General features: G+C 54.1%; 18 protein-coding genes. 7 read left to right on the forward strand and 11 right to left on the reverse strand.

The annotated features are described in order from the left end of the window. Positions 1-182 precede the first annotated feature (182 nt). The gene (locus RDV48_27375; GenBank protein ID MDQ7826554.1) at positions 183-1772 is read left to right on the forward strand and encodes a carboxypeptidase-like regulatory domain-containing protein; all 1590 of its coding nucleotides are present in this window, start codon (positions 183-185) and stop codon (positions 1770-1772) included. A 551-nt stretch (positions 1773-2323) separates the two neighbouring features. Further along, entirely contained in the window at positions 2324-3172 is an 849-nt protein-coding gene (locus RDV48_27380; GenBank protein MDQ7826555.1) for a hypothetical protein, read from the forward strand. 15 nt (positions 3173-3187) lie between these two features. Here the strand turns inward: RDV48_27380 and RDV48_27385 are convergent, their stop codons facing one another. From RDV48_27385 to RDV48_27400, 4 genes are all read right to left on the reverse strand, one after another. After that, positions 3188-3844 (reverse strand): YaeQ family protein, encoded by a 657-nt coding sequence (locus tag RDV48_27385; protein MDQ7826556.1) that lies wholly within the window; start codon positions 3842-3844, stop codon positions 3188-3190. Positions 3845-3882: 38 nt separating this feature from the next. Continuing rightward, entirely contained in the window at positions 3883-5730 is a 1848-nt protein-coding gene (locus RDV48_27390) for a PAS domain S-box protein (GenBank protein ID MDQ7826557.1), read from the reverse strand. A 93-nt stretch (positions 5731-5823) separates the two neighbouring features. Continuing rightward, positions 5824-6498: a hypothetical protein gene (locus tag RDV48_27395; GenBank protein MDQ7826558.1), complete on the reverse strand. Its 675-nt coding sequence runs from the start codon at positions 6496-6498 to the stop codon at positions 5824-5826. 80 nt (positions 6499-6578) lie between these two features. Further along, entirely contained in the window at positions 6579-7418 is an 840-nt protein-coding gene (locus RDV48_27400) for a D-alanyl-D-alanine carboxypeptidase family protein (GenBank protein ID MDQ7826559.1), read from the reverse strand. Positions 7419-7619: 201 nt separating this feature from the next. Here RDV48_27400 and RDV48_27405 point away from each other — a divergent pair, with 201 nt between their 5' ends. Further along, positions 7620-8315, forward strand: a complete 696-nt coding sequence (locus RDV48_27405) for a hypothetical protein (GenBank protein MDQ7826560.1) — start codon at positions 7620-7622, stop codon at positions 8313-8315. Positions 8316-8411: 96 nt separating this feature from the next. Continuing rightward, complete coding sequence (locus RDV48_27410) at positions 8412-9290, forward strand: hypothetical protein (protein MDQ7826561.1); 879 nt, start codon at positions 8412-8414, stop codon at positions 9288-9290. A gap of 46 nt (positions 9291-9336) precedes the next feature. Here the strand turns inward: RDV48_27410 and murQ are convergent, their stop codons facing one another. Continuing rightward, complete coding sequence (gene murQ, locus RDV48_27415) at positions 9337-10233, reverse strand: N-acetylmuramic acid 6-phosphate etherase (GenBank protein ID MDQ7826562.1); 897 nt, start codon at positions 10231-10233, stop codon at positions 9337-9339. Positions 10234-10303: 70 nt separating this feature from the next. Next, positions 10304-11260 (reverse strand): BadF/BadG/BcrA/BcrD ATPase family protein, encoded by a 957-nt coding sequence (locus RDV48_27420; GenBank protein ID MDQ7826563.1) that lies wholly within the window; start codon positions 11258-11260, stop codon positions 10304-10306. Between the two features lie 277 nt (positions 11261-11537). Between RDV48_27420 and RDV48_27425 the strand changes: the two genes are divergently transcribed. After that, positions 11538-12446, forward strand: coding sequence for a transglycosylase SLT domain-containing protein (locus RDV48_27425; protein ID MDQ7826564.1), 909 nt, complete (start codon positions 11538-11540; stop codon positions 12444-12446). Positions 12447-12463: 17 nt separating this feature from the next. Here the strand turns inward: RDV48_27425 and RDV48_27430 are convergent, their stop codons facing one another. After that, on the reverse strand, positions 12464-13945 hold the full coding sequence (locus tag RDV48_27430) for a hypothetical protein (protein MDQ7826565.1): 1482 nt from the start codon (positions 13943-13945) through the stop codon (positions 12464-12466). A 1037-nt stretch (positions 13946-14982) separates the two neighbouring features. On the opposite strand from RDV48_27430, the gene RDV48_27435 reads away from it, so the two are divergent. Together RDV48_27435 and RDV48_27440 are read left to right on the forward strand one after the other, a co-directional pair. After that, complete coding sequence (locus RDV48_27435; GenBank protein MDQ7826566.1) at positions 14983-16668, forward strand: hypothetical protein; 1686 nt, start codon at positions 14983-14985, stop codon at positions 16666-16668. A 56-nt stretch (positions 16669-16724) separates the two neighbouring features. Beyond that, complete coding sequence (locus RDV48_27440; GenBank protein ID MDQ7826567.1) at positions 16725-19328, forward strand: glycoside hydrolase family 38 C-terminal domain-containing protein; 2604 nt, start codon at positions 16725-16727, stop codon at positions 19326-19328. Positions 19329-19346: 18 nt separating this feature from the next. Here RDV48_27440 and RDV48_27445 read toward each other — a convergent pair whose 3' ends face one another. The 4 genes from RDV48_27445 to RDV48_27460 form a co-directional block, all read right to left on the reverse strand. Next, positions 19347-19865: a hypothetical protein gene (locus tag RDV48_27445; GenBank protein MDQ7826568.1), complete on the reverse strand. Its 519-nt coding sequence runs from the start codon at positions 19863-19865 to the stop codon at positions 19347-19349. Beyond that, positions 19852-21162 carry a transporter gene (locus RDV48_27450; GenBank protein MDQ7826569.1) on the reverse strand — a complete coding sequence of 437 codons (1311 nt, stop codon included), beginning with the start codon at positions 21160-21162 and terminating at the stop codon, positions 19852-19854. Before RDV48_27450 ends, RDV48_27445 begins: the two co-directional genes overlap by 14 nt. Positions 21163-21219: 57 nt before the next feature. Continuing rightward, positions 21220-22380, reverse strand: a complete 1161-nt coding sequence (locus tag RDV48_27455; protein MDQ7826570.1) for an iron-containing alcohol dehydrogenase — start codon at positions 22378-22380, stop codon at positions 21220-21222. 192 nt (positions 22381-22572) lie between these two features. Beyond that, positions 22573-24132: a transglycosylase SLT domain-containing protein gene (locus RDV48_27460; GenBank protein MDQ7826571.1), complete on the reverse strand. Its 1560-nt coding sequence runs from the start codon at positions 24130-24132 to the stop codon at positions 22573-22575. Between the last annotated feature and the right edge of the window lie 46 nt (positions 24133-24178).

The following is a 24178-nucleotide window of genomic DNA, read 5'->3' on the forward strand; positions in this document are numbered from 1 at the left end:
AGGAGGTGCCTAAATTCATTCGGGAATTTGTCCCAAAACTATTGACAAGTTCCGTGTTCTGCACACCCGTTGACTACAAAGCTCATTGAGGATGCTCTCTGGCCCTGATGCAGGGGAAGGTCCTGTTCAAAGCGCTTTTAAAGCACTAAAGCCTTATATAATCAATAAAGGAGGAGAGAATTATGAAAAAGCTTCTGGTCGGGTTACTTGTGTTCATGGTGCTGTCGGCCCTTGTCCTATCGGGCTGCGGCGGCGGCAGCGGCGGCGGAGGGAGCGTCGGCTACAGCGGCGGAGGCGGCTCCACCGCGAATCCTTCCACTTCTGGAAGCACGACGACCTTCACCGGCACCAAGGGCTATGTTTACACCGTATCAAGCGGGAAAGCCGCATCAAGCCAGATCATAGTGCTTCCCACGAACTCAAGCGTGCCCTCTGGTTTCACTCCCGCCGTGGGATACACGGTCCGCTCGGCAACAAACTCGCTCATATCCACCATAACAGATGCAAAGGGCTACTTTGATCTCAGCACATCCAGCGAAACAGCGGTTTCCCAGGATGGGGAAGGCGTGGTCGTCGAGGATCCCGCCACAGGCACTTCAACTTCGCCGATATGCTTCCCGATCATGAGAGATCCCATGGCTCTCTCGGAGCTTACCGATGTGAGAATCGTGCCCCCCTTCGACACGACGCAGAACTCCTGGTCCCTTATAGCAAGCGCCTACGAGATGTTCTTCCTGATCGGCAGATCAGGCGACACCTGGCACCCCGTTTCTGACAGCGTCACCTGGTCGGTGAGCGACGAGAACCTGGGCTCATTTGTCGAGAATTACGGCCTTTTCAAGTCCAGCACCGACCTCTCTACCACTACCACGGGAACGGTTAAGGCCACATGCTCCGACTCCACCTTCTCGCTCTCCCTCAAGGTGGTGGCCATCAGTGATCTGGGAAGCATAGAGGGCACCGTGAAAGATGAAAGCGGCAATGCAGTCCCATGGGTAATGGTGAGCGCGGTGCCGTCATCGACGGCGACAAGCACAGTGGACAAATCATCACGGTCGCAGCATTTCCACCAGTTCCCCTATTATTCACGGTTCATGGCAATGACGGACAAAGACGGCGCCTACACTATTTCATATGTTCCCCCCGATACCTACACGGTAAAGGTAAGCTCCTACTATGGGTCAGGCCTTGCCGAGGACACTGTCACCGTCGCGGCGGGCAAGAACCATAAGGACTTCACTGTCTCGAGCGTCTCCGCTTACATAACAGGTGTGGTGAATTACGATAAATACGCCTACAAGCCGGGAGACACAATGAAGGTACAGGTGGTGCTCTGGAACAAGGGAGGAAGCTCTGTCGATATCAATTACACCAAAGTGGACTTCGCCCTCAAGTACTGCGCAAGACCAGCCAAGACCTCAACGACCTCGACGACAGTTCCCGAACCGGTCACCGTGGCTGCCGCTTCTGACACCACCGGTGGAACGGCAACGGTGCCCAAATACGGCAAGACCCTCATTCCCACCAGCACGGTCTCCCTGGCAATTCCCTCAGACCAGGCAACGGACGGCTACTTCTACCTCGAGGGGACTGTCACTACGACACCTTCCATAAAGGTTGAGCCCTGGTACGTGAAGATCACAAGCAGCGGTCCGTCTCCCACACCTTCTCCCACGGCAACAGTGTCGCCCTCGCCATCACCCACAGCTTCGGCTTCACCATCACCGTCACCAAGTTCGACAGCGTCCAAGGCCCCTTCCAGGAAAGGATAACCGGCCCCTTACCTGCGAAGAAAGGCTTTAAAAGATCTGGCCACAGGATTTCCCTGTGGCCCTTTTTTTGAGGTGCGCTCAGGGGTGTCTCTCAGTCTCTTATAGAAGGAGTAAGGACAGGCTCGAGCGTCCTGGATTATAATCATGACACCTTCTGCAAGGTCGCCTGACCCTCTGTTGAGACTGCAGGCAATGTTATGCCGAAGTTTGTCCACGCGCCCTATGTGCCTTTCTGTTCGGCATGATCAGCGCCTGTGAGGGCTGTGCTGCCACAATAGAGGAGGATTCCAGCGGGGAAAATACCTGAAAAAAGCTATTATTGTCACTTTATAAAGGGATCGCGGCGCTTAGGGAAAAGACTGCCGGGAGCGCGGGCACTGGCAGCGGCCCGGGTTAAGGCGTTGCGGTCCCCGGGCCGGTTTTGAGAAACTTTCCGCATTCTAAAAATTTTAACAGAATGCTTACAATTTGGCAATACAGGTATGGTATATTATAAACATAAAGAGATGTTGACAATAAAAAATGTCATCAATGAGGGGGAGGAGTCCACAGTGCATATCAGAGTCAAGGCTATCAGCATTGAGATCGGCACCGGTTCTCCGGAAAAAGAGAGAGGGAGCACCAAGGGCACGCACGGCTTCAGATGGAATTACACGCAGGCAGGCAACGCGGAAAAAGCGCCGCCTTCTCAGGGCGTGTATCACGGTTTCCCCCCCTCCCGGCCCCGTCTTGCAGGCCCGGACCCGGATTCCGAAAGCACTTTCGCCACAGGAACTTCAGGGGAGTCACAATATTTTGATGCCGCCGCCTTCAGGGGCACTGGGAGAGAATGTGCTGCGGGAAAACAGGGAGGGAAAGGCCTCATCCTCATGATTGTCGTCCCCTGCGCCCTGTTCTTCATGCTGGCTCTCTACAGCATGGTGAAGAACGAGGGCCCGATGGCTGCTGGACCAAGGGTTTCCCAGGACCTCTCTGCCCTCCCGACGGCCTATGCCGCCATGGAAGATGCTGCAAAATACCAGGCCGATAGCGACGCCACACACCCGGGAGTACTGCTGGTGAGAGAAAATTTCCGGGCCATCAATGCAAAGAATTTTCAGCATGTCTATTCCATCCGCGCAAGGAATATAAGAGAAAAGAGAGATGCGGACTTCTACAGGGAGCTTTATGCCAATAACCTCTCCATAGAGGTCACCGGCGCTGAACTCGGCTATAGCAGCAAGAGCCAGGCCCTTGTGAACATCAAGCTTTGCTCCCGGGACGAATACAGGAACAAAATGGAAAAGGCTCTCTACACGGGATGGTTTATCGTGGTGAAAGAAGATGACCGCTGGAAGATCTGTGATTCCCATATAAGGAAGGTCAATGACCCGGGCGGTTTTCTTGCAAAGAGCCTCTAAAGGCGATGCTGCTTCTTAACAAGAATAGACCGGAGAAAAGATGGTGACGTCTCCACAGGTGAGGGTGAGCATGCCGCCGGCGTATTCGGCCCTGAGAGAGGCCCTGTCGAAAATGATCCGGCAGAGGGTATCGACGAAGTCTGCCTCAAATGCCTTCACCACAATGGATGCGCCACCTTGCCTCTCCCTGAGGAAGAACCTTGCAAAGCTTTCAGCCTCATGGTGAAGCCTCTTGAAAACCACTACCTCTGCCTGCGGAAATCTGCCGAGGACTCTCCTGAGCTTTGAAGGAGCAGTGTCAGCGCATTCAATCCAGCGCTTTACGGCGCCCTTTTCATCAAAAACCGTCACGTCGGGCCGATATTTCCATCCCGTAGGATGCTCCACCTCGGGCTTTTCATGGGCATAGAGCAGAGAGGCGATAAGCTTGAGGACGACGTGATCCATCGACTCACCCGGCCTTATGGAAAAAAAGCGCTTGCCGTAATGTTCTCCGTTTACCGTGATAGTGAACTGGAATTCTTTTTTTCCCATGGAGAGGGTTTCCAGGGCCGGCCGGCTGTTCCCTCCAGGGCCTGCAAGGACATCCCGGTAGGAGCGGCGGGACCGTGAGGGCATAATGTGGAGAAGGCTTCCTGTTGACGACCCGCTGGGAGAGACTTTTATCTTCACCTCTCCATTCCTTACGATACTGCAACAGACGGCTACTTTTACCTTGAAGGGATCGTCAAGGTGAATATTGTTCCATTGTCTCTCTCCACCTGGATTTGGGCTGAAATCTGGCTGGAAAGGTCACTTACGAGCTGGAGACCCAGCGTGGAGCAGTTCTCAATGTTGACGGATTCGGGGAGGCCTGTGCCGTCATCGCAGACGCGAAGAACAAGCCGGCCCTCCTGTGAAGCTGTTAAATGCACTTTGATCTGGCCTTTGTCTCTCCCTTGAAAGGCATATTTCAATGAGTTTGATACGAGCTCAAGCACGATAAGGCTGCAGGGGATGGCCATGTCGAGAGAGAGCTCAGTGCGTTCTGCTCTCACGGAGTAGGTGATGCCCCTCTTGCCATAAGAGGCGAACAATGATGAGAGAATGCTCTTCAGATAATCCCCGAAATCTATCCGGGAGAAACTTTCCGTGCCATAGAGCTTTTCATGGACAAGGGCCATGGAGCGCACCCTCTCGCGGCAGTCCCTGAGGGCGAGCTTGAGCGTTTCATCGCTGATGGCTCTCTCCTGGAGGCTGATCAGGCTTGAGACGAGCTGCAGATTGTTTTTCACACGGTGATGAATCTCCTTGAGGAGCACCTCCTTCTCCCTGAGGGAGGCGCGGAGGGATTCCTGGGCCTTGAGCCTGGCCAGGGTGCCCCCGATCTGCAGGGCGATAGATTCAATGCCTATGCGGGCCATCTCAGAGATACCCGGACAGGTCCGCGAAGCAAGATTCAGCGACCCGAGAAATATACCGTCATTTTGAAAGGGCAGGACTGCAAGAGATTTGAGCCCCTCAGCCATGAATAATTCCGCCATTCCTGAAAAATTCTCTTCGCAGGTAATGTACAGAGGCTGGCCCTCTTTGACAAAAGCCGCCTGGGGTGTATCCAATGAATAAGAATCTGCGGCATTTACAAAGGCTTCCGACAGGCCCTTGTGCATGACGAGCAGGAACTCCCTGCGACCTTCATCGAAAAGGTAGATTCCTCCGCATTCAATGCCCTTGAGGGAGAGGGCGGCGTCCAGGATGAGAGAGAGGGCTTCATTGAGAGTGCCTGTCGATGAGAGTTGGAGGCCCAGGTCACGCTGGGCCGCCATGAGATTCTCCCTCTCGCTCTCTTCGGTGACATCACGGGTTATCGCGACATAACAGCTTCTTCCCTTGAGAATGATGCACCGGCCGGAAAGCTCAACTGGGAACAGGGCACCGCTCTTTTTCCTGTGAAGGCGCCTCAGGAAACAGGGCTTCCCTATTTTCTCAAGGGCTTCGGGAATCGACGCAATGTCAGCAGAGATTTCCCTGACGGTCATTGAAAGAAACTCATCGCGGGCATAGCCGTAGAGGAGGCACATCGCCTCGTTGACCTCCACGAAGCGGAGGGTATCGAGGTCTACTATGTGGACGGGCAGGTTAAGGGACTCAAAAAGGGCCCGGTATTTTGCCTCGCTCTCCCTGAGGGCTTCCTCTATCCTGCAGATCTCCGTGATGTCGCGGAGCACCCCTACCACCTGAATAACCGTTCCGGCGTCCCCGAGGATGGCTTTCCCCCTGCTCTCCACCTCCCTGATGGTTCCGGCGGGGAGCAGGATCCTGAATCTCAGGAGCCTGCTTTCACCGGTAAGGAGGGTCTCTGCAAATTCCCTGCCGACCCGCTCCCTGTCAGCCGGGAGCACAAAGTCCAGCAGGCTTTTCCCTGTCACTTCCTGCGGGGTTACCCCGTACGCCTTAATGCTGCCACTTATGAAAGCGATGGCTCCCTTGGAGTCAACCACATAAATGATGTCAGTGGTATTATCCAGTATGAACTCTGGTAAGCTGTTCTCTTCAACGATATGAGAGGATTCTTTCATAATAATGATAATTGCTTTGACTATTGCAGGCTTTTTTACTGCTCAAAGTATTCAACCAACGATGGAATAGTCCTTTCAGGAAACCATGGCTTTTCAATGCTTCAGCTTGATGATTATCTCGTTCTTCCCCATATAGGTGCCGGCATAGCCGGGCTTGGTGAAAAGCACCGCGGGAGTGAACCATGAGGGCACGATGTAGAGGAGGCTCCCTGCTGCCGATCCGCCGGGAGAGACCTTTGAATCCATGGGGAAGGCACCTGAAAGCACAGAGGACAAGTCCCCCATTTTCCCTATTGACTGGGTGAAATCCCCGTAAAAGTTGTTCTTGTTGGTGGAAGTCTGTTCGCTTCCCTCGTCGCCGCGAAGATAAAAATTCCCCGGCGACGCCGGGATTGTGCACCACCCTATGTTGCGCATCGAGGTGCTCGTGTTCTTCACTTCAGTGGTGACAAGCACGATCTTGGCCTCGCCCTTGTCCATCATTGCCTTGATAGATGAGAATGAAGCCTCCTTGGCAGGCGTGTAGCGCTTGCTGAAGGGAAGGGAAGACCAGGCGGTCACTTCCTGGACCTTTGAGACCTTTATCTTCACCTCGCCATTGTCAGCCCATTCCCCGACAACTGCCTTGTTGGTGCTCTGAACAGCGCCTTTTGACGTGCCCTTTGATGTGCCAGGGACCTTTGGTGCAGGTGACGCACCGAGGGCCTCGATGGAAAGTAAAAGGATGAGAGCTCCCGCGATAATGAGAGCCGGGCTTTCTTTTTTCATGTGCAAAGTGCTCCTTTCATCAATCTCATAGAAGGCAATTCATCACGGAGAGGGCCCGATGAGGAAGCCCTCCCGCGGAGCTAAGCTCCGGTGGGGGAAACGTGCCACTGCTCCCAGCCTCCGGAATTGGCGTTCGTCTGGAGCCCGAACCTGGAGGCATTCTTGCTGAGCCACTTGTAAGCGCCCGGCGTATTGGCGAAATCTACTGCCAGTCCCTTTTCATGGTTGCTTGTCCCCGGTTTTGCGGCCCTTCCGGGGCCATACTTGGCATAGAGGGCCTCCTGTTCCCCGCGAGACCGGAATCCCGATATAATGTCGAGGTTCACGCCGTCCTGTTTTGCCGCGGCAATCATTGCCTGCAGGTTGGAGGCTATGCCTGAGTCAACCTTCTCCCCCGAGACGGTGACAAGCTGTCCCGTGGCGCTCCCCACGCCGCCGGTTTTCCCGCCGCCGCTCCCCTGGTAGCCCTGGCCACTGGTGGAGCCGACGCCGGGGAAGCTGGGAAAGCCCACGCCGGGGAAGCAGCCGCCGTTCATGCCGTTGCCGCCTATCCCCTGAATCCCGCCAGGGTAGCCGCCAGACATTAAGCCCCCCGACACAAGCATCATCATGAGCAGCATGTTCTGCATCTGCATCTGTTGGTACATAAGGAAAAACATCATCATCTGGGAGTTCTGCATCATCATCGAGTTGAGATCGGGAAACGCGGTGCCGTAGCGGAGCTGGCTGATCGAGCTGAGGCAGCCGTTATAATACCCCTGGAGCCCTGCGATCTCCTCCATTGAGGGCTGCGCAATGGGACAGAGGGCATTTTCCGCAAGGACATTCTGCCGCTCCTGGAGGCGCTGCTGAGCAGCAACCTCCCCGTAATAGCCGGACTGCTGCACATATCCCGAGCCTTTGATTATGTCGCCGCCCATAACCGTTGCCTCCGCAATATTTAAACTTCTTGTACTGTAATCACTTTTTTCTGTCTTCTTAAGTATAACGTACTCACCTGATTTTGACAAGAGGATGTCGAACTTCCGGGCCTTGACCCTTTGGCATTTTTCTGCTACTATCTCCTCAGATGAAGGAGTTCCGATGCCTGCCATCCGAGATGGTCCGGAGGGAGTCAACCTGTGAAGATCGAATACGGCCCCAGAGAAAGCTCGGGAATTGATCGTCCGGCACCCAGGGAGAGAATCGCCGGGGAGCACACAGAGCCACGGGACATGGTGAATATCGGGGGTGTCCTGAATCAACCGGAGGGCCTCCTGTCATTGGCCCAGGCTCTCAAAGCCACGGCAACACCTGCAAAATCAGCCGAACTGGCGAAAAAAATCCTGAATACGCCCGAAATCACTCTGCGATCCGATCTGCCTTCCGGCAATCCCCCCAGGGGCTCAGACTCTTTGACCAATATAGTGGACACCTCGGAAGGAAAGCCTGCTCTAAGAAGCGATTACGGCACTGCCCCAGGGGGATCAGTGCCCCTTGACAAGAGAATGCTGAACGGAATGCTCGAGCTTCACGACAAGTATGGATTCAGCGTCAGGATCTCCAGTATCGCAGGAGGCTCCCATTCGAAAAATTCATTTCACTATTCGGGAACCGCCTTTGACATTGACAGAATCAACGATATAGAAGTCTCAAAAAAAGACGGGCTTCATGATAAAGTGATGGCTGCGCTCAAAAAACTCGGCGCCATTGAAATTCTCGGCCCGGGAAATGCCAATCATGACCATCACATCCACGTTGCATGGTCACGAGCCGATGGCAATGATGAACCGCCGAATGAACAGGATCAGCTGGCCAAATATGAAGATGGCTATTGAGGTTTCGAGGCTCTCCCAGGCTTAAATCTCATTCCCGTGAGGAATCCATATCTCATCCTCACCGGGAAAATTACAGGCACTCTTCCTGAAGGTGAAATGAAAGAACCTGCTTTCATATCCAGAATTGCCCTGCTTGCGAAGACTGCCCTGCTTCTGTTGCTGCTGGCCTTGTTTCCCCTGCCGCTCCATGCGGCCGAAGCCCGGAAAGAAGCCACTCTGCAGCAGCGCGAGGAGGACCTGGCCACCTGCTACTTCAACCTTATCGGCTCGTCACCGGTACGGTGCACCTCGCTCAATGGATCCGAGAGGAAACGGCTCTACGACTTCGTGGCGGGACACAGCGTGGCGCGGCTTTCGGAGCTGAAGCGCTATGATCCGAAGAACAAGATGGGATTCTGCTATGGCAGGGCCATGGCAGTGCAGCTCGCCGCCCGGCGCATGGGTCTCTCCCCGAAATCGATCGGCAAGATCTTTACCATCGGGAGGCTTGGGGAAGGGACCGTCCCCGAGTGGCGATGGCACGTGGCGGCACTGGTCCTGGGAGATGACAGCCGCTGGTATGCCATGGAGTTCAACCTTGCACAGGAGCCCTGCACCATGGAGGAATGGATCGGGAAGGTGCATGCTGAGAAGGACCGGGACAGAAAAGCCCTCTTCTACCTCACCTCCACCGATGCGGTGATGCCCGACCTGAGGGTCTTTCCCCCCATTGCTGAGGAGACAGGCAGACGTATCATAGAGCTTTCCTTCAATCCCGCCGGCAGGGTGGGCTTTGTGCCTCTCGACAGGGGTGAGACCAGGATTTTCCGGGTCTATGACTCGGTCCTGAAAGATTATTTCAGCTGCCTGGGCAGCAGGGAAGGAAAGAGCTTCGACTTCACCCAAGTCGTGGTAAACGGTACCCCACACTCCAGCAACAGCTATTTTGACGATCTTCTCAAATCTATCACCACGGCGCCGGAAGAGGATTTTTAGTGCCTGCGTATGCAAAGGCCCTCAGATACGATGGCCATACCGGAGATCAGGGCCCGCCGAGGGCAGCGCGCAGGGAGTTTCCCGCATCCTTGAGCTTCTTTACCGCCTCACCGGCGGTAAGGCCGGTCTTCAGCATCACGAAGGCAGTCATGGTATCCATCCCGGCGCTTTTCAGGGACCTGGACGCCTCCTGGTAACTTACCTCCGCGGTCTCCGCCAGGATGCGGCACGCCCTGTCCACCAGCTTGCTGTTGAGAGGCTTCACGCTGATCATGTAATTGCGGTATACCTTTCCCATCAGCACCATGCTTGCAGTGCTGAGCATGTTGAGCACCATCTTCTGGGCTGTTCCCGCCTTGAGCCTGGTGGAGCCGGTTAGCACCTCCGGACCCGTGGGCACCTCGATTGCCACGTCGGCCACCGAGGAAATCATTGCCGGGCTGTTGCATGCCAGGGCGACTGTGTGTGCGCCTTCCCTCCGGGCATAGGCAAGAGCCCCGGCCACGAAGGGAGCCTTCCCGCTTGCCGTGATACCCACTACCACGTCCTGCGCCGATATTGAGAGGCCGCGAAGCTCTCTCCCACCTGCCTCGCTGTCATCCTCGGCGCCCTCGACAGCATGCCGCACGGCAGCGTCACCGCCCGCTATGACGGCCACGACCAGGCCTTCTTCAGCGCCGAAGGTAGGCGGACATTCCGAAGCATCGAGAAGGGCAAGCCTTCCGCTCGTCCCGGCGCCCACGTAAATAAGGCGCCCCCCTCTTTTCATTGATTCTGCAATCATTTCAACGGCCCGGGCTACCTGGGGAAGCACGGTGCCCACCGCCTGGGCCACTGTCATGTCCTCGGAATTCATGAGCTGCACTATCTCGTATGCGCTCATTATGTCGAGATTGGCTGATTTCTCGTTCTGCTTTTCCGTGTTAAGTGAATTTACCGGCATGGTGCTCATAATGACTCCTTGCTTTTCAGGCGGCTGTTCCGGCGGCCCTGCGGGGACTGCCAGGGGCTTGTTATTTTATCTGATTGAGAGCTTCTTTAAAACCCGGTGACTCCGCATCGCCGGAGAGCTGGTGAGCCAGGAGGACGGAGCCCAGCACCGGGGGGTGGGCTATCTTCACTACTTCTGCCCTGTCATGGAGCCTGCCCCGGATCATCCCGATAAGGGGGCTCCCTTCATGGAAGAGCCCGCCGGTAAGCACTATGGTTATGCGCTGCCCCTCGGGAAAGCGGAGGCGCTTGAGGAGAACGTCCACAAGTCCGTAAAGCTCATCGGCCGCCTGGGTCAGGAGCTGCCTCGATATCTCGTCTCCCTCCTCGGCAGCCTCGAAGACAAGCTCGGCCACCGAGGCGATAGTGTTCCTCGTGAAGTCCTTGTGATATACGATGGGGACCATCTCGTTAAGAGAGGGAATATCATATTTTTTGAGCACTTTTTGCACCAGGAGGGTGTCAGGCCCGCGGTAATCATAGCAGCGCATCACTGACTGCAGGGCGCGCCTCCCGATATCATAGCCGCTTCCCTCGTCGCCAAGGAGGTATCCCCAGCCTCCTACCCTCCCCTGCTTTCCTCCCTCGTTGATGCCGAAGGCGAATGCTCCCGTGCCGCCGATAAGCACCACGCCCTCGAGCTTTCCTGACGCGCACATGAGGGCAGGTATCGCGTCATGGCCGAGGCCCACGAGAGTCCCCGGCCATTGCGCCTGGATGAGCTCATAGACATTGAGCCATGCCTTGGGCCGGTCCACCCCGGCAAGCCCGCAGTAAATGGCAGCCACTGATGCTCCCTGCGGCATCCTGGCACGCAGTGAAGAGAACAGCTCTTTCATTATCTCCTGGAAGCGCTCCCATCCATAGTGGTTAAGGTTGCTTCCCTGGGTTATCGTGTCCACAAAAAGGGTGCCATCGGAGGAGACCAGCACGGACCTTGTCTTCGTTCCGCCCCCGTCAATTCCTATATATACACGCATTGCTCCCATCCCTTTATATGATTCTGCGGATTAACCTCATTGGTAAGCCCTCGGAGAGCCCGGGGGCCTTTTCTCATGACTCTTCTCTCTTCAATGAACAAAGTCCTCGTAGAGGCGGCCCGCAATTAACCCCGCGACTGCAGCTTGAGGAACCGTAAGAGTAGCCTGCTCCGAACCGTGGCAAAATGTTAAACAAAAATTTCTTGAATTCTGGAGGGCGATAGGGTACAATAGGATAGAATCTGGATATATTTTACTACAGCGGGAGATAACTGCCATGGACATGAGAATAAATGATTCCACACCTTCCCTGCCTGCCAGGATGGCGCAGCATGGCGCTCCCTCAGGGCAGGAGGCCGAAAGAGACCTTTTTCAAAAAGGGGTGAGGGACCTCGACCCTGGCGATGCTTTAAGGCGCCAGCAGCTTAAGCCCGTGGACGGCAGCTCCCTCAACACAGAGTGGGGCTACGGCAAGAATGAGAATGCCTTCAACGTGGCGATACTTAACGGCATAAAAGAAAAGTGGGGCGATTTCCAGCCTTCCGTACCGCCTCTCATCATCAAATCTGACATTGCCCAGGAAAGTGCTTTTGACCCACGCGCCGTGAGCAAGACCGGTTACGTGGGCCTCATGCAGGTGGGGAAAAAGGAAGCCCTCGCCCAGGGCCTTTCCCTTGAGCCAGTGGATGAGAGGTACATCCCCGAAAAGAATATTCTGTGCGGTGTGGGAACTATGAAGACCAAGATAAAGGTCATCATTGCACCTCTTGATTTTTACGGTGCCGAGGAATTTGGGAAAAGCGTGGCCTCCTATTACAAGGACAAGGGAGACCCTTCAGAGATCCAGAAGTGGCTCCTCTGCCTGGGAGCTTATAACGGCGGGGGCGGAACGGTCCTGCGCGCGATGGATTATGCCATCAAAGATAACAAGGACCCGAGAGAGTGGAAAAATCTCATTGAGCCCAAGGAATCGCTCAAAAAATCCCCCCTGTACCGGGGAATCGTTGACGTGTTCGGCGAAAAGTTCGCCACCGGCAAATATTACGAAATGGGAAAATACCCGGGAGAGGTGATGAAAAGGGCGGGGCTCATCTCTTCCAGCGAGGCCTCCGAGCTGGAGATCCCTCTTCCCCCGGGCTATGAGAACGGCAGCCAGGTGCCGCCTGGCAGGGAAGATGTCTACTAGAGCAATCTCTCCGCATCTCACGGCACAAGGCTTCTCATGGCCGTGAGACTGGCATCAGACACGTATTTCCCGGGGTCGTCCAGGAAGTTTGACAGGGCCTGGGCAGGGTTCTCCATGAACTCCCTTTGAAGCTGCGGCGAGTTCGCCGCCCTGGTGCCTGTCACTCCGGGCTCCATCTCGTTACCTGTGAAGATTTTGAGCAGCTCAGCCCCCGGGCTGCTGGCGGCGTCGGCCCAGAATCCCTTGTTTACTTTTCCTGCATCATTGGGGGCCAATTCATTCATCAGCCCGTTCATCAGGTGGTTGACGCTGGGCTGATATTCCTTGCCGTTTTCGCCTGTCGCGTTGATCTTGTCGGGAAAAGAGCCCAGCATCCTCACGGTGTTGTCATCTTTGAAGGAGGGGTCTATGTTATCCTTCTTGATCCCGAATACACTGTCTGAATAGCCCTGGTAAGGCCCGTAGGCGGCAAAAGCCCTTAAAGCCTCTTCCTTGTGAGCCTTGTCTATTTCCTCTTTTGACGCATCGGGGTGATTCTTCAGGTAGTTCTCGGCAAAGGAGTCTTTTGTCCTGTCCAGGATGTTCTGCATATTCTGAGAGACGGCGTCCTTGCTCTCACCATTCTTTGACATTTTGGCGATTTCGTCCGAAACCTGGTCGCGAGTGGCCTCCTTGCCTGTCCTGGCTTCGGCTCTGTCGGCAGCGGCCTGCCTGAGCTCATCACCCTTGAGCTTGCTCACATCAACCCCTTTTTCCTTCTCATAGGCCTTCAGTGTTTCATCATTGCTTGGCGGCCTGCCGTGCTCCTTCATGTAATTGCTTCTGAAATCCTTCCCGAACTTGTCAAAGTCCGCTTTCTTTTCGCCCGGGGTCTTTTCCCCCTTCTCCTTGAGGTCCTTCGCCTCCTCCTTGGCCTTTTCCGCCTCGCCCTTCTCCTTCTCCGCCTCGGCTTTCTGCTTTTCCGCCGATGCAGGGTCACCGGCCTTGTCGGCATCAGCCTTCTTCCTGTCTGCATCTTCTATCGACTTATCGGCCTTGTCGGCCACCTCGTCGGCTTTTTGCTGCACATCCTGCGGGGAGGACTCCGGTTTCGACTCCTGCGATGTGGTGTTCATATCTCCAAGCTTGGCGAGCTTGTCATCAAACCATGACTTCGCGTCATCGGCACTGCCGGTCTCCTTGACCTCGCCGGCGCCTTTTTCTTCCTTGGAGCCGTCGCCTGCCTCGCTGCCGCTCCCTGCCGCCGACTTGCCGGAGCCGGCCGCGGAGGCCTCCTCTTTCTCGCTGGTTCTCTCTTCCTTGGCGTCGCTTGATATATCTGAAGAGTCCTCGGGATTGTTCAGGCTCTCGTTGATTTCTTTTGAATCGGCCTCTTCTGTCTCTTTTGTCCCGGCTTCGGATACCTCGTTGCCTTCGTCGAGCTGCGAAGAATAGTCATCACTGATGTCTCCCGCATCGCTTACTTCGCCGACTTCTTCTACTGCAGTATCGTCATCCATGGTATGCCCCCCCTATGCCGGTTTCTTCCCCGGACAATTAATGGCGTATACTTATATATCACATATCTTTAAGAAAAGTATAGGGCGAACTATTACCGCGATGTAAAAAAAATGTGTCCAATTACAGATTTATTGTTGCAATTCCGTAATAATTACAGGCCAGTGAAGCCGGGGATAGGCCCCACCTCACTGATTTTCCATTCTGGGTATATCAGGAGCTTATATTTCAATTGGCTCCTGACATCATTATCATGTCAGGTGAGCTTTGCAGCGGCACCCTGTTGGCACTGGGACATATGCTTGAGACAGCGGGAGGCGGAAGGCTTATCGGTGTCCATACCGGTCAGGAGAATATCTCTGAAGAGGTGCTTTCCACGCCGAAAATCAGCATTTTTTACGAAAGCTCAGAGCGGAATTATCAGGAAGTTGCCAGTTCCATCGGCGAGAGCGAGCGGGTTCTCAGTATCCCACCGCCCGCTTTATCCCTTGAAAATAATTGTAAAATTTATTGAAGAAGGAACAGATTCCCGGTGACAGAGAGGACTGGCAACGGGTACTGCAGCCTTTGTCAAGAGGAAAGAAAGAAATGATGGTGTATATTTATTACAATGAGTGAAGAGAGCACAGAAGACCGGACCGCACCGACAAATAAGAGAATTCAAAAGTGGAAGGCCTTCTTAACAGGCCCGGCTTTCCTTCTCTTCCTTGCCAGCTTTATCTCTCTTTTCCTTGAGCTTCTTTTTATCCGCCTGGTTCCCTCTGTTATCCATGTCGTTGGCTTCTTCACGAACCTGGTGCTTCTGGCAAGCTTCATGGGCATGAGCATCGGCATGTTTCAGCGTGACAAACGGACCAGCCCTGAAGACCAGATAATGCTCCGTCTCTTCATTCTCACAATTATTCTGAGTATTTTCATAGTGTTCCGTATCAAAGCGGTCATACCGACTCAGGAACACAATCTGAATGAAGTCTCTGAGATCAGAGCACCACATATGAGAGTGGGTCTTTTCTTCATTCTTACTGGAATATATGGAGTGTTGCTCTACGCCTTTATCCCCATCGGAGCACTGGTAGGCAAATGCCTGAAGGAATTCCCCCCTGTAAAAGCTTACTCAATCAACATCCTGGGAAGCCTGTTCGGCGTTCTGCTCTTTTCAGCCCTCTCATATTTTGGCTTCTCTCCGGTAAGCTGCCTTCTTGTGGGAACACTTGCCATACTCCCCTTTCTCCGCAAAAAACGCCTCCATGCCCTCCTGTCGGTCCTGCTCGTATGCATTGTTGCATCAGCCTATCTATATGAGGAAAAATCGAACTCCTGGAAGAATCTCTGGACTCCCTATTATAATTTGAAGGTATTCATCAATCCTCCTGCCCCGGATGGCTCATCAGGGGGATTCAGCGCCTTTGTGAACAACTTCTTTCTGCTTTCCGGAGTTCCTATCTCAGATGATAATGAAGTATATGGATTACCCTACAGGTACGTCAGGCCTGAAAGGATCCTGGTTCTCGGATCGGGAGGAGGAAATGATGTCGCAATGGCGCTGTCAATGGGAGCCTCTCATATTGATGCAGTGGAGATTGACCCCATGGTTTTCAGGCTGGGAAAGTATCTCAATCCACAACAGGCATACAATAATCCAAAAGTCACCGTGTATATTGGCGATGCACGAAATTACCTGAAGAACACTCAGGAAAAGTATGATCTCGTCATCTTTGGAACACTTGATTCTCATGGGCTGTTTTCGGCTTTCTCAAGCATCAAGATGGAGAATTTCGTCTATACAAGGGAATCCTTCGAAGAGGTGAAGCGGATTCTGTCCCCTCAAGGGATTATAGCCACAACAGTCGGCTTTGATCAGATTTGGGTGCCTCTCCGAATATACTCTACCATGCAGCAGGTGTTCGGGAAAAATGCCATTGTGCATCTTGGAATAAGCTCCCTGGTGACCGTCCTGGCAGGCCCCGGCATGGAGGGAAAGTCAATCCAGGAGATGAGCCGCTATAAAGGATTATCGCCGGCAGCGGTTCAGGATATCATTGCAAAAAATCCTGAGATTTCAATAATTCCTACGGACGACTGGCCCCATCTTTTCCTGAGAAAAAAGAAACTCCCGCTTGAATACCTGAAAATCATGGGGGCACTCCTGCTCATCTCCTGTTTCCCGCTTGTCCCCGCCTTGAGAGCATCAAAAAGAATATCAACCCACTTTTTCTTTCTTGGCGCCGGCTTCCTGCTTCTGGAGACCAAAAGCATCACCGAACTTGCCCTTACCTTTGGCTCTACCTGGATCACAAATGCTGTGGTCATCTCTTCCATATTATTTGTCGTGCTTCTTGCCAATCTCTATGTTCTTCGTTTTAAACCGGAGAAATATGATACCTGGTACACTCTGCTGCTCATCAGCCTTGTTCTTACCTACCTGATACCGCACAAAAGCCTTCTTGCCGGAAATCCTGCACTACAGGTTCTTATAAGCTCTCTTTTCTGTGGTCTTCCCATCCTTTTTGCCGCGATGATCTTCGCCATATCATTCTCACAGGTATCCAATTCATCAGAAGCCCTGGCCTGGAATATGCTGGGATGTGTCATAGGAGGATTATGCGAGTATCTCTCGCTACCGTATGGCTTTCGTTTCCTGGTCCTCATCGCCATCGGGATGTATCTGCTCTCCCTGATAGACCTCATCAGGAAGAAAGTCGGGGAGCATGGGCTGGCTAATTGACCTGCTTCTCATGTCCCGGACAGCTTATTTTCACCAGTTGAGGGAAGGATCAGACTATGAACATACTGTTTGTCCCCCATACCCATTGGGACAGGGAATGGTACCGCCCGCTGGAGGTTTTCCGGATGAACCTTTCAACGATGATGCTGTCACTGCTCGAGATAATGGAGCACGATCCCGGGTACCGCACCTTTGTGCTCGATGGGCAGACCGTTGCCCTTGAAGATTTCCTCGAATGGTTTCCCCATGAAAAGGACCGTGTCGTCTCGATGGTCAAGGCAGGCCGCATCAGGCTGGGTCCCTGGTATACTGAGCCCGATGAATTCCTTGTATGCGGCGAGAGCCTCGTAAGGAACCTTCTGATGGGGAAGAGAATCGGAGAGAAATATGGAGACTTTATGCGTATCGGTTATTGTCCCGACACTTTCGGCCATGTCGGACAGCTTCCGCAGATTTTAAAAGGCTTCAATATCGACCACGCAATCTTTACCAGGGGGATGGGCGATGAACCGAGGAGCACCGAATACTGGTGGGAAAGCCCCGACAAAAGCACCGTGCTGGCCACGTGCCTGCTCCACGCCTACAGTATAGCAGGCAACCTCCCCGAGGATATGGACAGCGCCCTGGAGCGGGTCCGGCATGAAGTGGAGAGACTGGCACCTTATCAGGCCGGCAGGTACGCCCTTCTTAATCAGGGAGGCGATCATTACCGGCCCCAGCCGTTTCTCCCGGGGCTTGTCAAAAAGCTGAATGAGGAAGGACCATACGAAGAGGTGCTCATAGGAGATTTTGAGCAGTATTCGACCCTGCTGAAGGCAGAGAACCTGGACCACATTCCGCGCATCAGAGGCACCCTCAGGGGCTCGAGAAATTATCCGCTTCTCTGCGGTGTTCTCTCTGCACATCGCGACATCAAGCTTCGCAATGAAGAGATGGAGATTCTGCTTCTCCTCAGGGTTGAGCCTCTCAGCGCCCTCAACAGGATTCTGGGCCGCCCTGCCGGGCCGATTCCTCTGCGGCAGGCCTGGAAACAGCTCCTCCAGAATCACGCTCATGATACGATATGCGGGTGCTCAGTGGAAGCAGTTACCAGGGAGACTCTTCTTCGTTTTGAAAAGGTGGAGCAGATTGGAAATTGTCTCAAGGCTGAAGCGCTGGCATCTTTCAGCAAGGCTTTTGATATTCCTTCCCGTGATCAGGAAGGGGCATCACCCTGGCTCATAGTGAATCCGCTGACCGAGCGGAGAACAGAAGCCGTTGAATTCACCATCACCGAGGAGGCAGAAGCTCCGGTGAAGAGATTCCGGTTACAGAGCTCCCGCGGGGAAGAGATTCCCCTGCAGATCCTGGAGACGCAGGAGCGGGAGGGATCCCATCCTCATCCTTCGAGGGCCATGCTGAGGGATACACAGCTTCTTTTTGTTGCGGAAAACATGCCGCCTGTGGGAGCATCGCTGGTGTATCTCATCAAGGAAGATATTGGTGCAAAGGACATGCCTGAAGAAGCGCCTCCGGGAGAAACCTCTCCCTGCATCTCCAATGATTTTTTCAGAATCTCGGCTGAAGAGGGAGGAGCCTTCTCCCTCCTTGATCTCAGGAACGGTAAAGAATATCACAATCTGGGCTTTATCGAAGACGACGCAGATGAAGGAGACACTTACAACTTCAGCCAGGTTCCCGGGGATTGGACTCTTCATCATCCTGTAATCAACATTGAATGGTCTGTGAGCAAATCGGGGCCACTCTGTCAGGAGCTCCTTCTCCAGGGTGATCTCCCCCTGTCTGAAAGCCTCGACGCGGACCGGAAATCCCGCTCCCTGCAGAGGGTGGCGTGCCCTCTCTCGATGGAAATACGCCTTTTCAGGGGAGTGCCGAGGATCGATATCCGGCTTGCAATCGACAACAGGGCAAGGGATCACCGCCTGCGTATCGCCTTCCCTCTTGGAAGCAAAGCCCGAAGCTGCCGCACCGATGAAGCCTTCGATGTGATAGAGATTCCTGAGGCTCCCGCCTGTCAAGACTGGATAGAAAGGCCCTGCGGGACCTGGCCTATGGGAAAATTCGCAGATCTCACCGGTGAAGATCGCGGGCTTGCCATACTTGCCAGAGGGATAAGGGAACTGGAGATCCGAAGAGAAGAGGGAGAGACTGTCATATTGCTCACGCTGCTCCGGTGCGTAGGCTGGCTCTCCAGGGAGGGAAACACTTACCGCAGCCCCGAGGCAGGTCCCAAATATCCCACCCCTTCCGCGCAGATGGAGGGAATCCACAGGTTCGAGATCTCTCTTTACCCCCATTCACCGGAAGAGAAAAATACGATTATTCACTACGCTCTTACCCGTCAGGCCCCTCTGGAGATAGTCCCGGTCTCTCCGCACAGTGGAATCTGCCGGCCGGGGGAAAGCCTGCTCTCTGTAGAGCCCGGCGAGCTCGTTTTCTCCGCTCTCAAAGAGAGCGAGAGAGGCGATGGCGTGATCCTGCGGGTCTTCAATCCAACCGATGCACTTCACACACTCTCTTTGAAGACACTCCTCCCTTTCAGGGGGCTTCGCCTTACGAACCTTGCGGAAGAAGCCATCAGCGGGGAGCTCCCCGTCACTGCAGCAATTCCTGTAGAGCCTCACCGCATCATTACTCTGGAGCTTCTTCCCTCTCTCTGAAGCTGAACCCGTGGAAGCTCACCCTTGCGGATTTCTATGGCTCACCTGCAGTATATCAAGAATACCTGCATAGAAACTCAGAGAATGGATGCGGGTGGCATAGAGATGAGCCGATGTCTCGGCGAGATCTGAAGGGCAGCGGGGATCGAGGATATGAAAAGCCTCATGGGCCAGCATGATATCCTTGAGAGGGCAGGGCATGGTAAGCCCTGCAGCCTGGCAGGCACTGCCCAGTTCCTCCAGGGCTTTTTTATAGATTGTCAGGCTTTTTTTCTTCACATCGACGGTTCCCCTCACAAGCGCGGAACCGTACCAGGGGTCTTCATCGCTCTCAACAACGGTAAAGCCTGAACTGGAGGACAGATGGGGACTCCATGGAGTTATCCCTATGACCTTATCCACCCTGGCATTGCATCGAGAGATGAGAGCACGGGGAGTTTTCTTATGAAAAAAGCTCCTGCACCGGGAAACCTGCTCATCCGGAGAGAGAGCCAGAAGCTCCGCAAAGTATTCCGGAGCCTGGTCAGAGCACCACATGCTTCACCAGCACGGAATACACGAGAGCAAGGAAGACAAATACCCAGACATAGGGCAGCGTTTTTTTCAGGAACTCCTCGGGGCTCAGCTTGGTAAACTGGGCTATCCAGACATTATGGGTATTCGTGGGATCACATATGCCCTGAATCTGCCCCACTGCAAGAAAAGCTGCCATGACAGCCTCGCTGGAGAGCATCCGGGCACCCAGCACGAGGGCGGCAAAGCCTGCACCGAGTCCGTACAGATTCAGCGGTCCCCTGTAGAGAGAAAGGGGTGCAAAGATCGTAAATATTATGATGTACAGCAGAGGAGTTCTTGGTATGACGGCCTTGATGAAGGGATCCATAATCTGTGTGGTCACCGGGTCCATCATCGCGGCAAGGGTCATTCCGATGCCGATGAAGAGCCCGAAGACAGGCGCAATATCCTTGAGGCCTTCCATTACGCATGCAGTGAGGTTCTGAATTATCCGCCCCGGCTCCGTCGTGATACATCCATAGAGTATGGCCGTTAAAAAAGAGGGTATAATCGGCCAGTGAAGGGATGGCAGCATAATGAGGGCTATGGGGATCACAGGGGTGAGCAGCGCATACCATGGCGTCTTCTTTCCGGGCTCGGCGGCGGTGAAGGACCATGTGAAACGCTCTGTGTCTTTACGGCCTTCTATGATGAGAAAAGCGACCGTCACAAGGCCCAGCAGAATGCCATAGGCGCCGGCACAGCTCCGGACAGTGGCGAGGTCGAGCTTCAGCACGTCGGTGTAGAAACCCATGTTGGCGCCGTTGAAAACCCCGCCGAGGGATATTGCAAAAAGAAAGATGCTCGCGGAAAAAACCGGTGAAAGCCCGCCGCCGATGAGAATCGGGAGGGCGAGAGAGCCCAGCATTATGACTGCCCCGAGGCCTGTGAGGGAGAGAAAAGCTACCGATATGGCGGCAGTCATCACAAAGGCGATGAGCATCTTCCTGTCCCCGGCAAATTCTGCCGCAATCTTCACGATTCGCTGGGCGATCCCCTGGCGCATGACCACCTGGGAGAGGATGGAGCCGAATATGGCATAAAGCATTGCCTGGGCCAGGCGCGCGGAACCGGTGGTGAGGATATCGTTGAAAAGAAAGTTGAACAGGCACTGCCCCTCTTCCGGTTTCCTCATCCACGGCAGGCCGGCGGCCAGGCCGGCAACGAGGCCGATCGAAAGCGCCATGACAGGAAGAGCCAGCAAGGCAGGCATACGCCTGGTCACCATAAACCAGGCGATGATGAGAAATATCAGTATGATGATAATTCCGGGAACCATAACGAGAGTTATTCTTTTTCCGGGAGGACATTCCTCCCGTGAGGACATTCACCCCTCCTACAGTGCCTTTTCCAGTATCTTGCGGCTGACGGCAGGGGTGACATCTTTCGTTTCAGAAAGGGCAGTGAGGCCTTTCTTTTCCAATTCACCAACCAGATCAACAATCTTGTCTGCTTTCACCCCATAATCGGAGAGACGGGTTTTTACTCCCAGGCTCTCGAAGAACTCGCGGGTTTTGCTGATTGCGAGGTCGATTTTTGAATCATCATCCCCGTCGGTGATATTCCATACCCGCCGGGCATACTGTAAGAGTTTTTCTCTCTTTTTTTCTTTTCTGACAGTCCAGATTGCCGGTTGCAGGATGGCAAGCGTCTTCCCATGGTCAATTCCAAACATCGCCGTCAGCTCGTGGCCAATCAAGTGTGTGGTCCAGTCCTGGGGAACACCGGCGCCTATCAATCCGTTGAGGCCCATCGTGGCGCACCAGACAAGATTTGCCCGGGCGTCATAGCCGGTGGGATCATCAATGGTTTTTCTGCCGATTTCAATCAGGGTCTGCAGAATGCCCTCGGCGGTCCTGTCCTGAAAACTGCCCTCGGCGGGAAAAGTGACATATTGCTCCACCACATGCACAAAAGTATCAATGATTCCATTGGCAACCTGCGTGGCAGGGAGGGTAAAGGTCAGAGACGGATCCAGGAAGGAAAACTTTGGAAAGGCCAGCGGGCTGAAGACGGGATATTTTCCATGCTCATAGCTGATGACCGCTCCTGAATTCATTTCCGAGCCTGTCGCAGGCAGGGTGACTACCGTTCCGAGAGGGAGGGCTTCAGAAACCGGAACGGGATTGAAGCCATGAAAAAGCAGGTCCTGCGGCTTGTCACCCTGGTATTTTGAAGCAAGGGCCACGAATTTCGTTCCATCCATGACAGAGCCGCCGCCCACCGCAAGTAAAAAGTCCACCTGCTCCTTTTTCACCAGTTGAACGGCCTTCATTAAAGTGGTAAACTGCGGATTGGGCTCGATGCCTCCGAATTCCAGCACCCGGCGGTTTCCCAGTGCTTCAATGACTTTCTGCAAGGTGCCGTGTTTCTTTACGCTGCCGCCGCCATAAAGCACGAGCACCCTTGACTCTTGAGGGATATAGGAGTCGAGCTCTTTCAGGCGATCTCTGCCAAAGATAATATGAGTGGGATTGTAAAAATTAAAATCCTGCATGTATTTTTTTCCTTTCCTTTCATTATGAGGCAGACCGGAAATCCACCATATCCAGGGAGACTTTTCTCTCTTACCATCCCATATTTATCGTAAAGAGATAAAAAACCTTTTTGTCCTCACTCCATGGAACTTCGATGAAAATCAAAGGAGCCGGTATAATCCGGCTCTTTTTCCATTTTTCAGGTGTCAGAATCAGGCCCACTGCGTCCAGGGCTGCTGTTGCGCCAGGTTGTTGATTTTACCAGCATAGGTGGAGCCGCCATTATAGTGATGAAGGGCTTCATTCCAGCTCCCATACTGGTTTTTGAGGTCTGAGAGGTACTTGGCTCCATACTCGATGTTCTTTGCAGGGTCAAATACATCCTGCGTCTTGGCAAAGTCATGGTAGCGGTCGTCAATCTGCATGACGCCTTTGCCATGCTGCCCGTCGAAAGAGAGGGCCTGGGGGTTCCAGGTGCTCTCCTGGTAGGCCACGGCTTTCAGGATGTCAGGCGGTATGCCGTACTTCTTCGCGGCCGCATCAAGCATCTCGCCTATTTCCTGCTTGTTTGCATCTTTTCCGTAATCAGGGATCTTCGTATTCTTCTTCGCTTCTTCACTGGCCGTGCTCCTCGCCGTCTTGAGGTCCTCTTTCGCCTGCTGCTCTGCCTGTTTTGCCTGCTGCAGCTCCTGCTGATCTTTCTGGAGCTGCTCCTTGGCTTTAGCCTGCTCCTGCTTGGCCGTATTCTCTTCCTGCTTGGCCTTTGCTTCCTCCTGCTTGGCCTTTGCTTCCTCATCCTTTGCGGCCTTCTGCTCGTTCTGCGCCTGCTTCAATTCATTCTGGGCGCTTTCAACACCGCTGTTGTCGGCCTGCTGAGGTGCACCGCCCTTCTGGTCTGACGCTGCCGCCTGCTGCTGCTGCGCTTTCTGCTGCTCAGCCTGCTTGACCTTATCTTCCGCCGATTTCACTTTGCCGTCAGCTGATTTAACTTTATCTCCTGCCGATTTTACCTTTTGCGATGCTTGCTTCGCTTTGTCTGAAGCCTGCTTTGCCTTGTCATCGGCCTGCTTGACCTTATCCTGGTCTTCCTTTACTTTCTGCTCAAGCTCCTGTACCTTATTGCCCGAATCATCAGCCTTCTGCTTGGCCTCCTGGACCTTGGGATCCTTTTCTACGGCAGGATCCTGGGCCTGGTTCTTTTCGTCGGCCGCAGCGGGATCCTGTTTTGACTGGGGAGACTGCTGGGGGTTTGCCGACTGCTGGGGAGCCGACTGCTGGGGAGCCGACTGCTGGGGAGCCGACTGCTGCGGAGCCGACTGCTGAGGGATCATGCCGAGGGGCTGGTTAAAGGCGGGATTCTGCTGCTGGGTGCCCTGGCCGGGCTGCTGCTGCCCCATGCCGTTCTGCATCATCATCTGCATCATCATCTGCATCATCATCATCATCATCTGCATCATCTGCTGCATCTGCTGCTGCTGCTGGGGGTTCATGGAGGAATTCATCCCGCCGAAACCGGGAACCATCCCCATGCCGTTGTTGAAGCCCATGGGGGATGACTGCTGCGCAAAGGCAGGCATGAAGCCGGCGCTGGCCTGATCACCGAGGTCCTGGGAGAACATGGCCATGTCGCTTCCGAAAGGAGAGGGCTGCTGCCCCACCAGGCCTTCCATTCCAAGGCTCCCAAGCCCCACAGCCCTCTGGGGGCCCGCCATGAACTGGGTAAAGTCCACGGCCATCGAGTCGGTCATCCTCAGCTGTGCAAGAGGGTCCATATCGTGCACCTCCCGGTTTATTACAGAGCAATGCTCATAGTACTCC

The sequence above is a fragment of the Candidatus Eremiobacterota bacterium genome (assembly GCA_031082125.1).
In the GTDB taxonomy this organism is placed as follows: Bacteria; Vulcanimicrobiota; CADAWZ01; order CADAWZ01; family Ess09-12; genus Ess09-12.

Excerpts from the sequence above, each read along its gene's own strand:
- RDV48_27375 (MDQ7826554.1), top strand. The coding sequence starts at position 183 with ATGAAAAAGCTTCTGGTCGGGTTACTTGTGTTCATGGTGCTGTCGGCC.
- RDV48_27390 (MDQ7826557.1), bottom strand. The coding sequence starts at position 5,730 with ATGAAAGAATCCTCTCATATCGTTGAAGAGAACAGCTTACCAGAGTTC.
- RDV48_27395 (MDQ7826558.1), bottom strand. The coding sequence starts at position 6,498 with ATGAAAAAAGAAAGCCCGGCTCTCATTATCGCGGGAGCTCTCATCCTT.
- RDV48_27400 (MDQ7826559.1), bottom strand. The coding sequence starts at position 7,418 with ATGGGCGGCGACATAATCAAAGGCTCGGGATATGTGCAGCAGTCCGGC.
- RDV48_27410 (MDQ7826561.1), top strand. The coding sequence starts at position 8,412 with ATGAAAGAACCTGCTTTCATATCCAGAATTGCCCTGCTTGCGAAGACT.
- murQ (MDQ7826562.1), bottom strand. The coding sequence starts at position 10,233 with ATGCCGGTAAATTCACTTAACACGGAAAAGCAGAACGAGAAATCAGCC.
- RDV48_27420 (MDQ7826563.1), bottom strand. The coding sequence starts at position 11,260 with ATGCGTGTATATATAGGAATTGACGGGGGCGGAACGAAGACAAGGTCC.
- RDV48_27425 (MDQ7826564.1), top strand. The coding sequence starts at position 11,538 with ATGGACATGAGAATAAATGATTCCACACCTTCCCTGCCTGCCAGGATG.
- RDV48_27430 (MDQ7826565.1), bottom strand. The coding sequence starts at position 13,945 with ATGGATGACGATACTGCAGTAGAAGAAGTCGGCGAAGTAAGCGATGCG.
- RDV48_27440 (MDQ7826567.1), top strand. The coding sequence starts at position 16,725 with ATGAACATACTGTTTGTCCCCCATACCCATTGGGACAGGGAATGGTAC.
- RDV48_27445 (MDQ7826568.1), bottom strand. The coding sequence starts at position 19,865 with ATGTGGTGCTCTGACCAGGCTCCGGAATACTTTGCGGAGCTTCTGGCT.
- RDV48_27450 (MDQ7826569.1), bottom strand. The coding sequence starts at position 21,162 with ATGGTTCCCGGAATTATCATCATACTGATATTTCTCATCATCGCCTGG.
- RDV48_27455 (MDQ7826570.1), bottom strand. The coding sequence starts at position 22,380 with ATGCAGGATTTTAATTTTTACAATCCCACTCATATTATCTTTGGCAGA.
- RDV48_27460 (MDQ7826571.1), bottom strand. The coding sequence starts at position 24,132 with ATGGACCCTCTTGCACAGCTGAGGATGACCGACTCGATGGCCGTGGAC.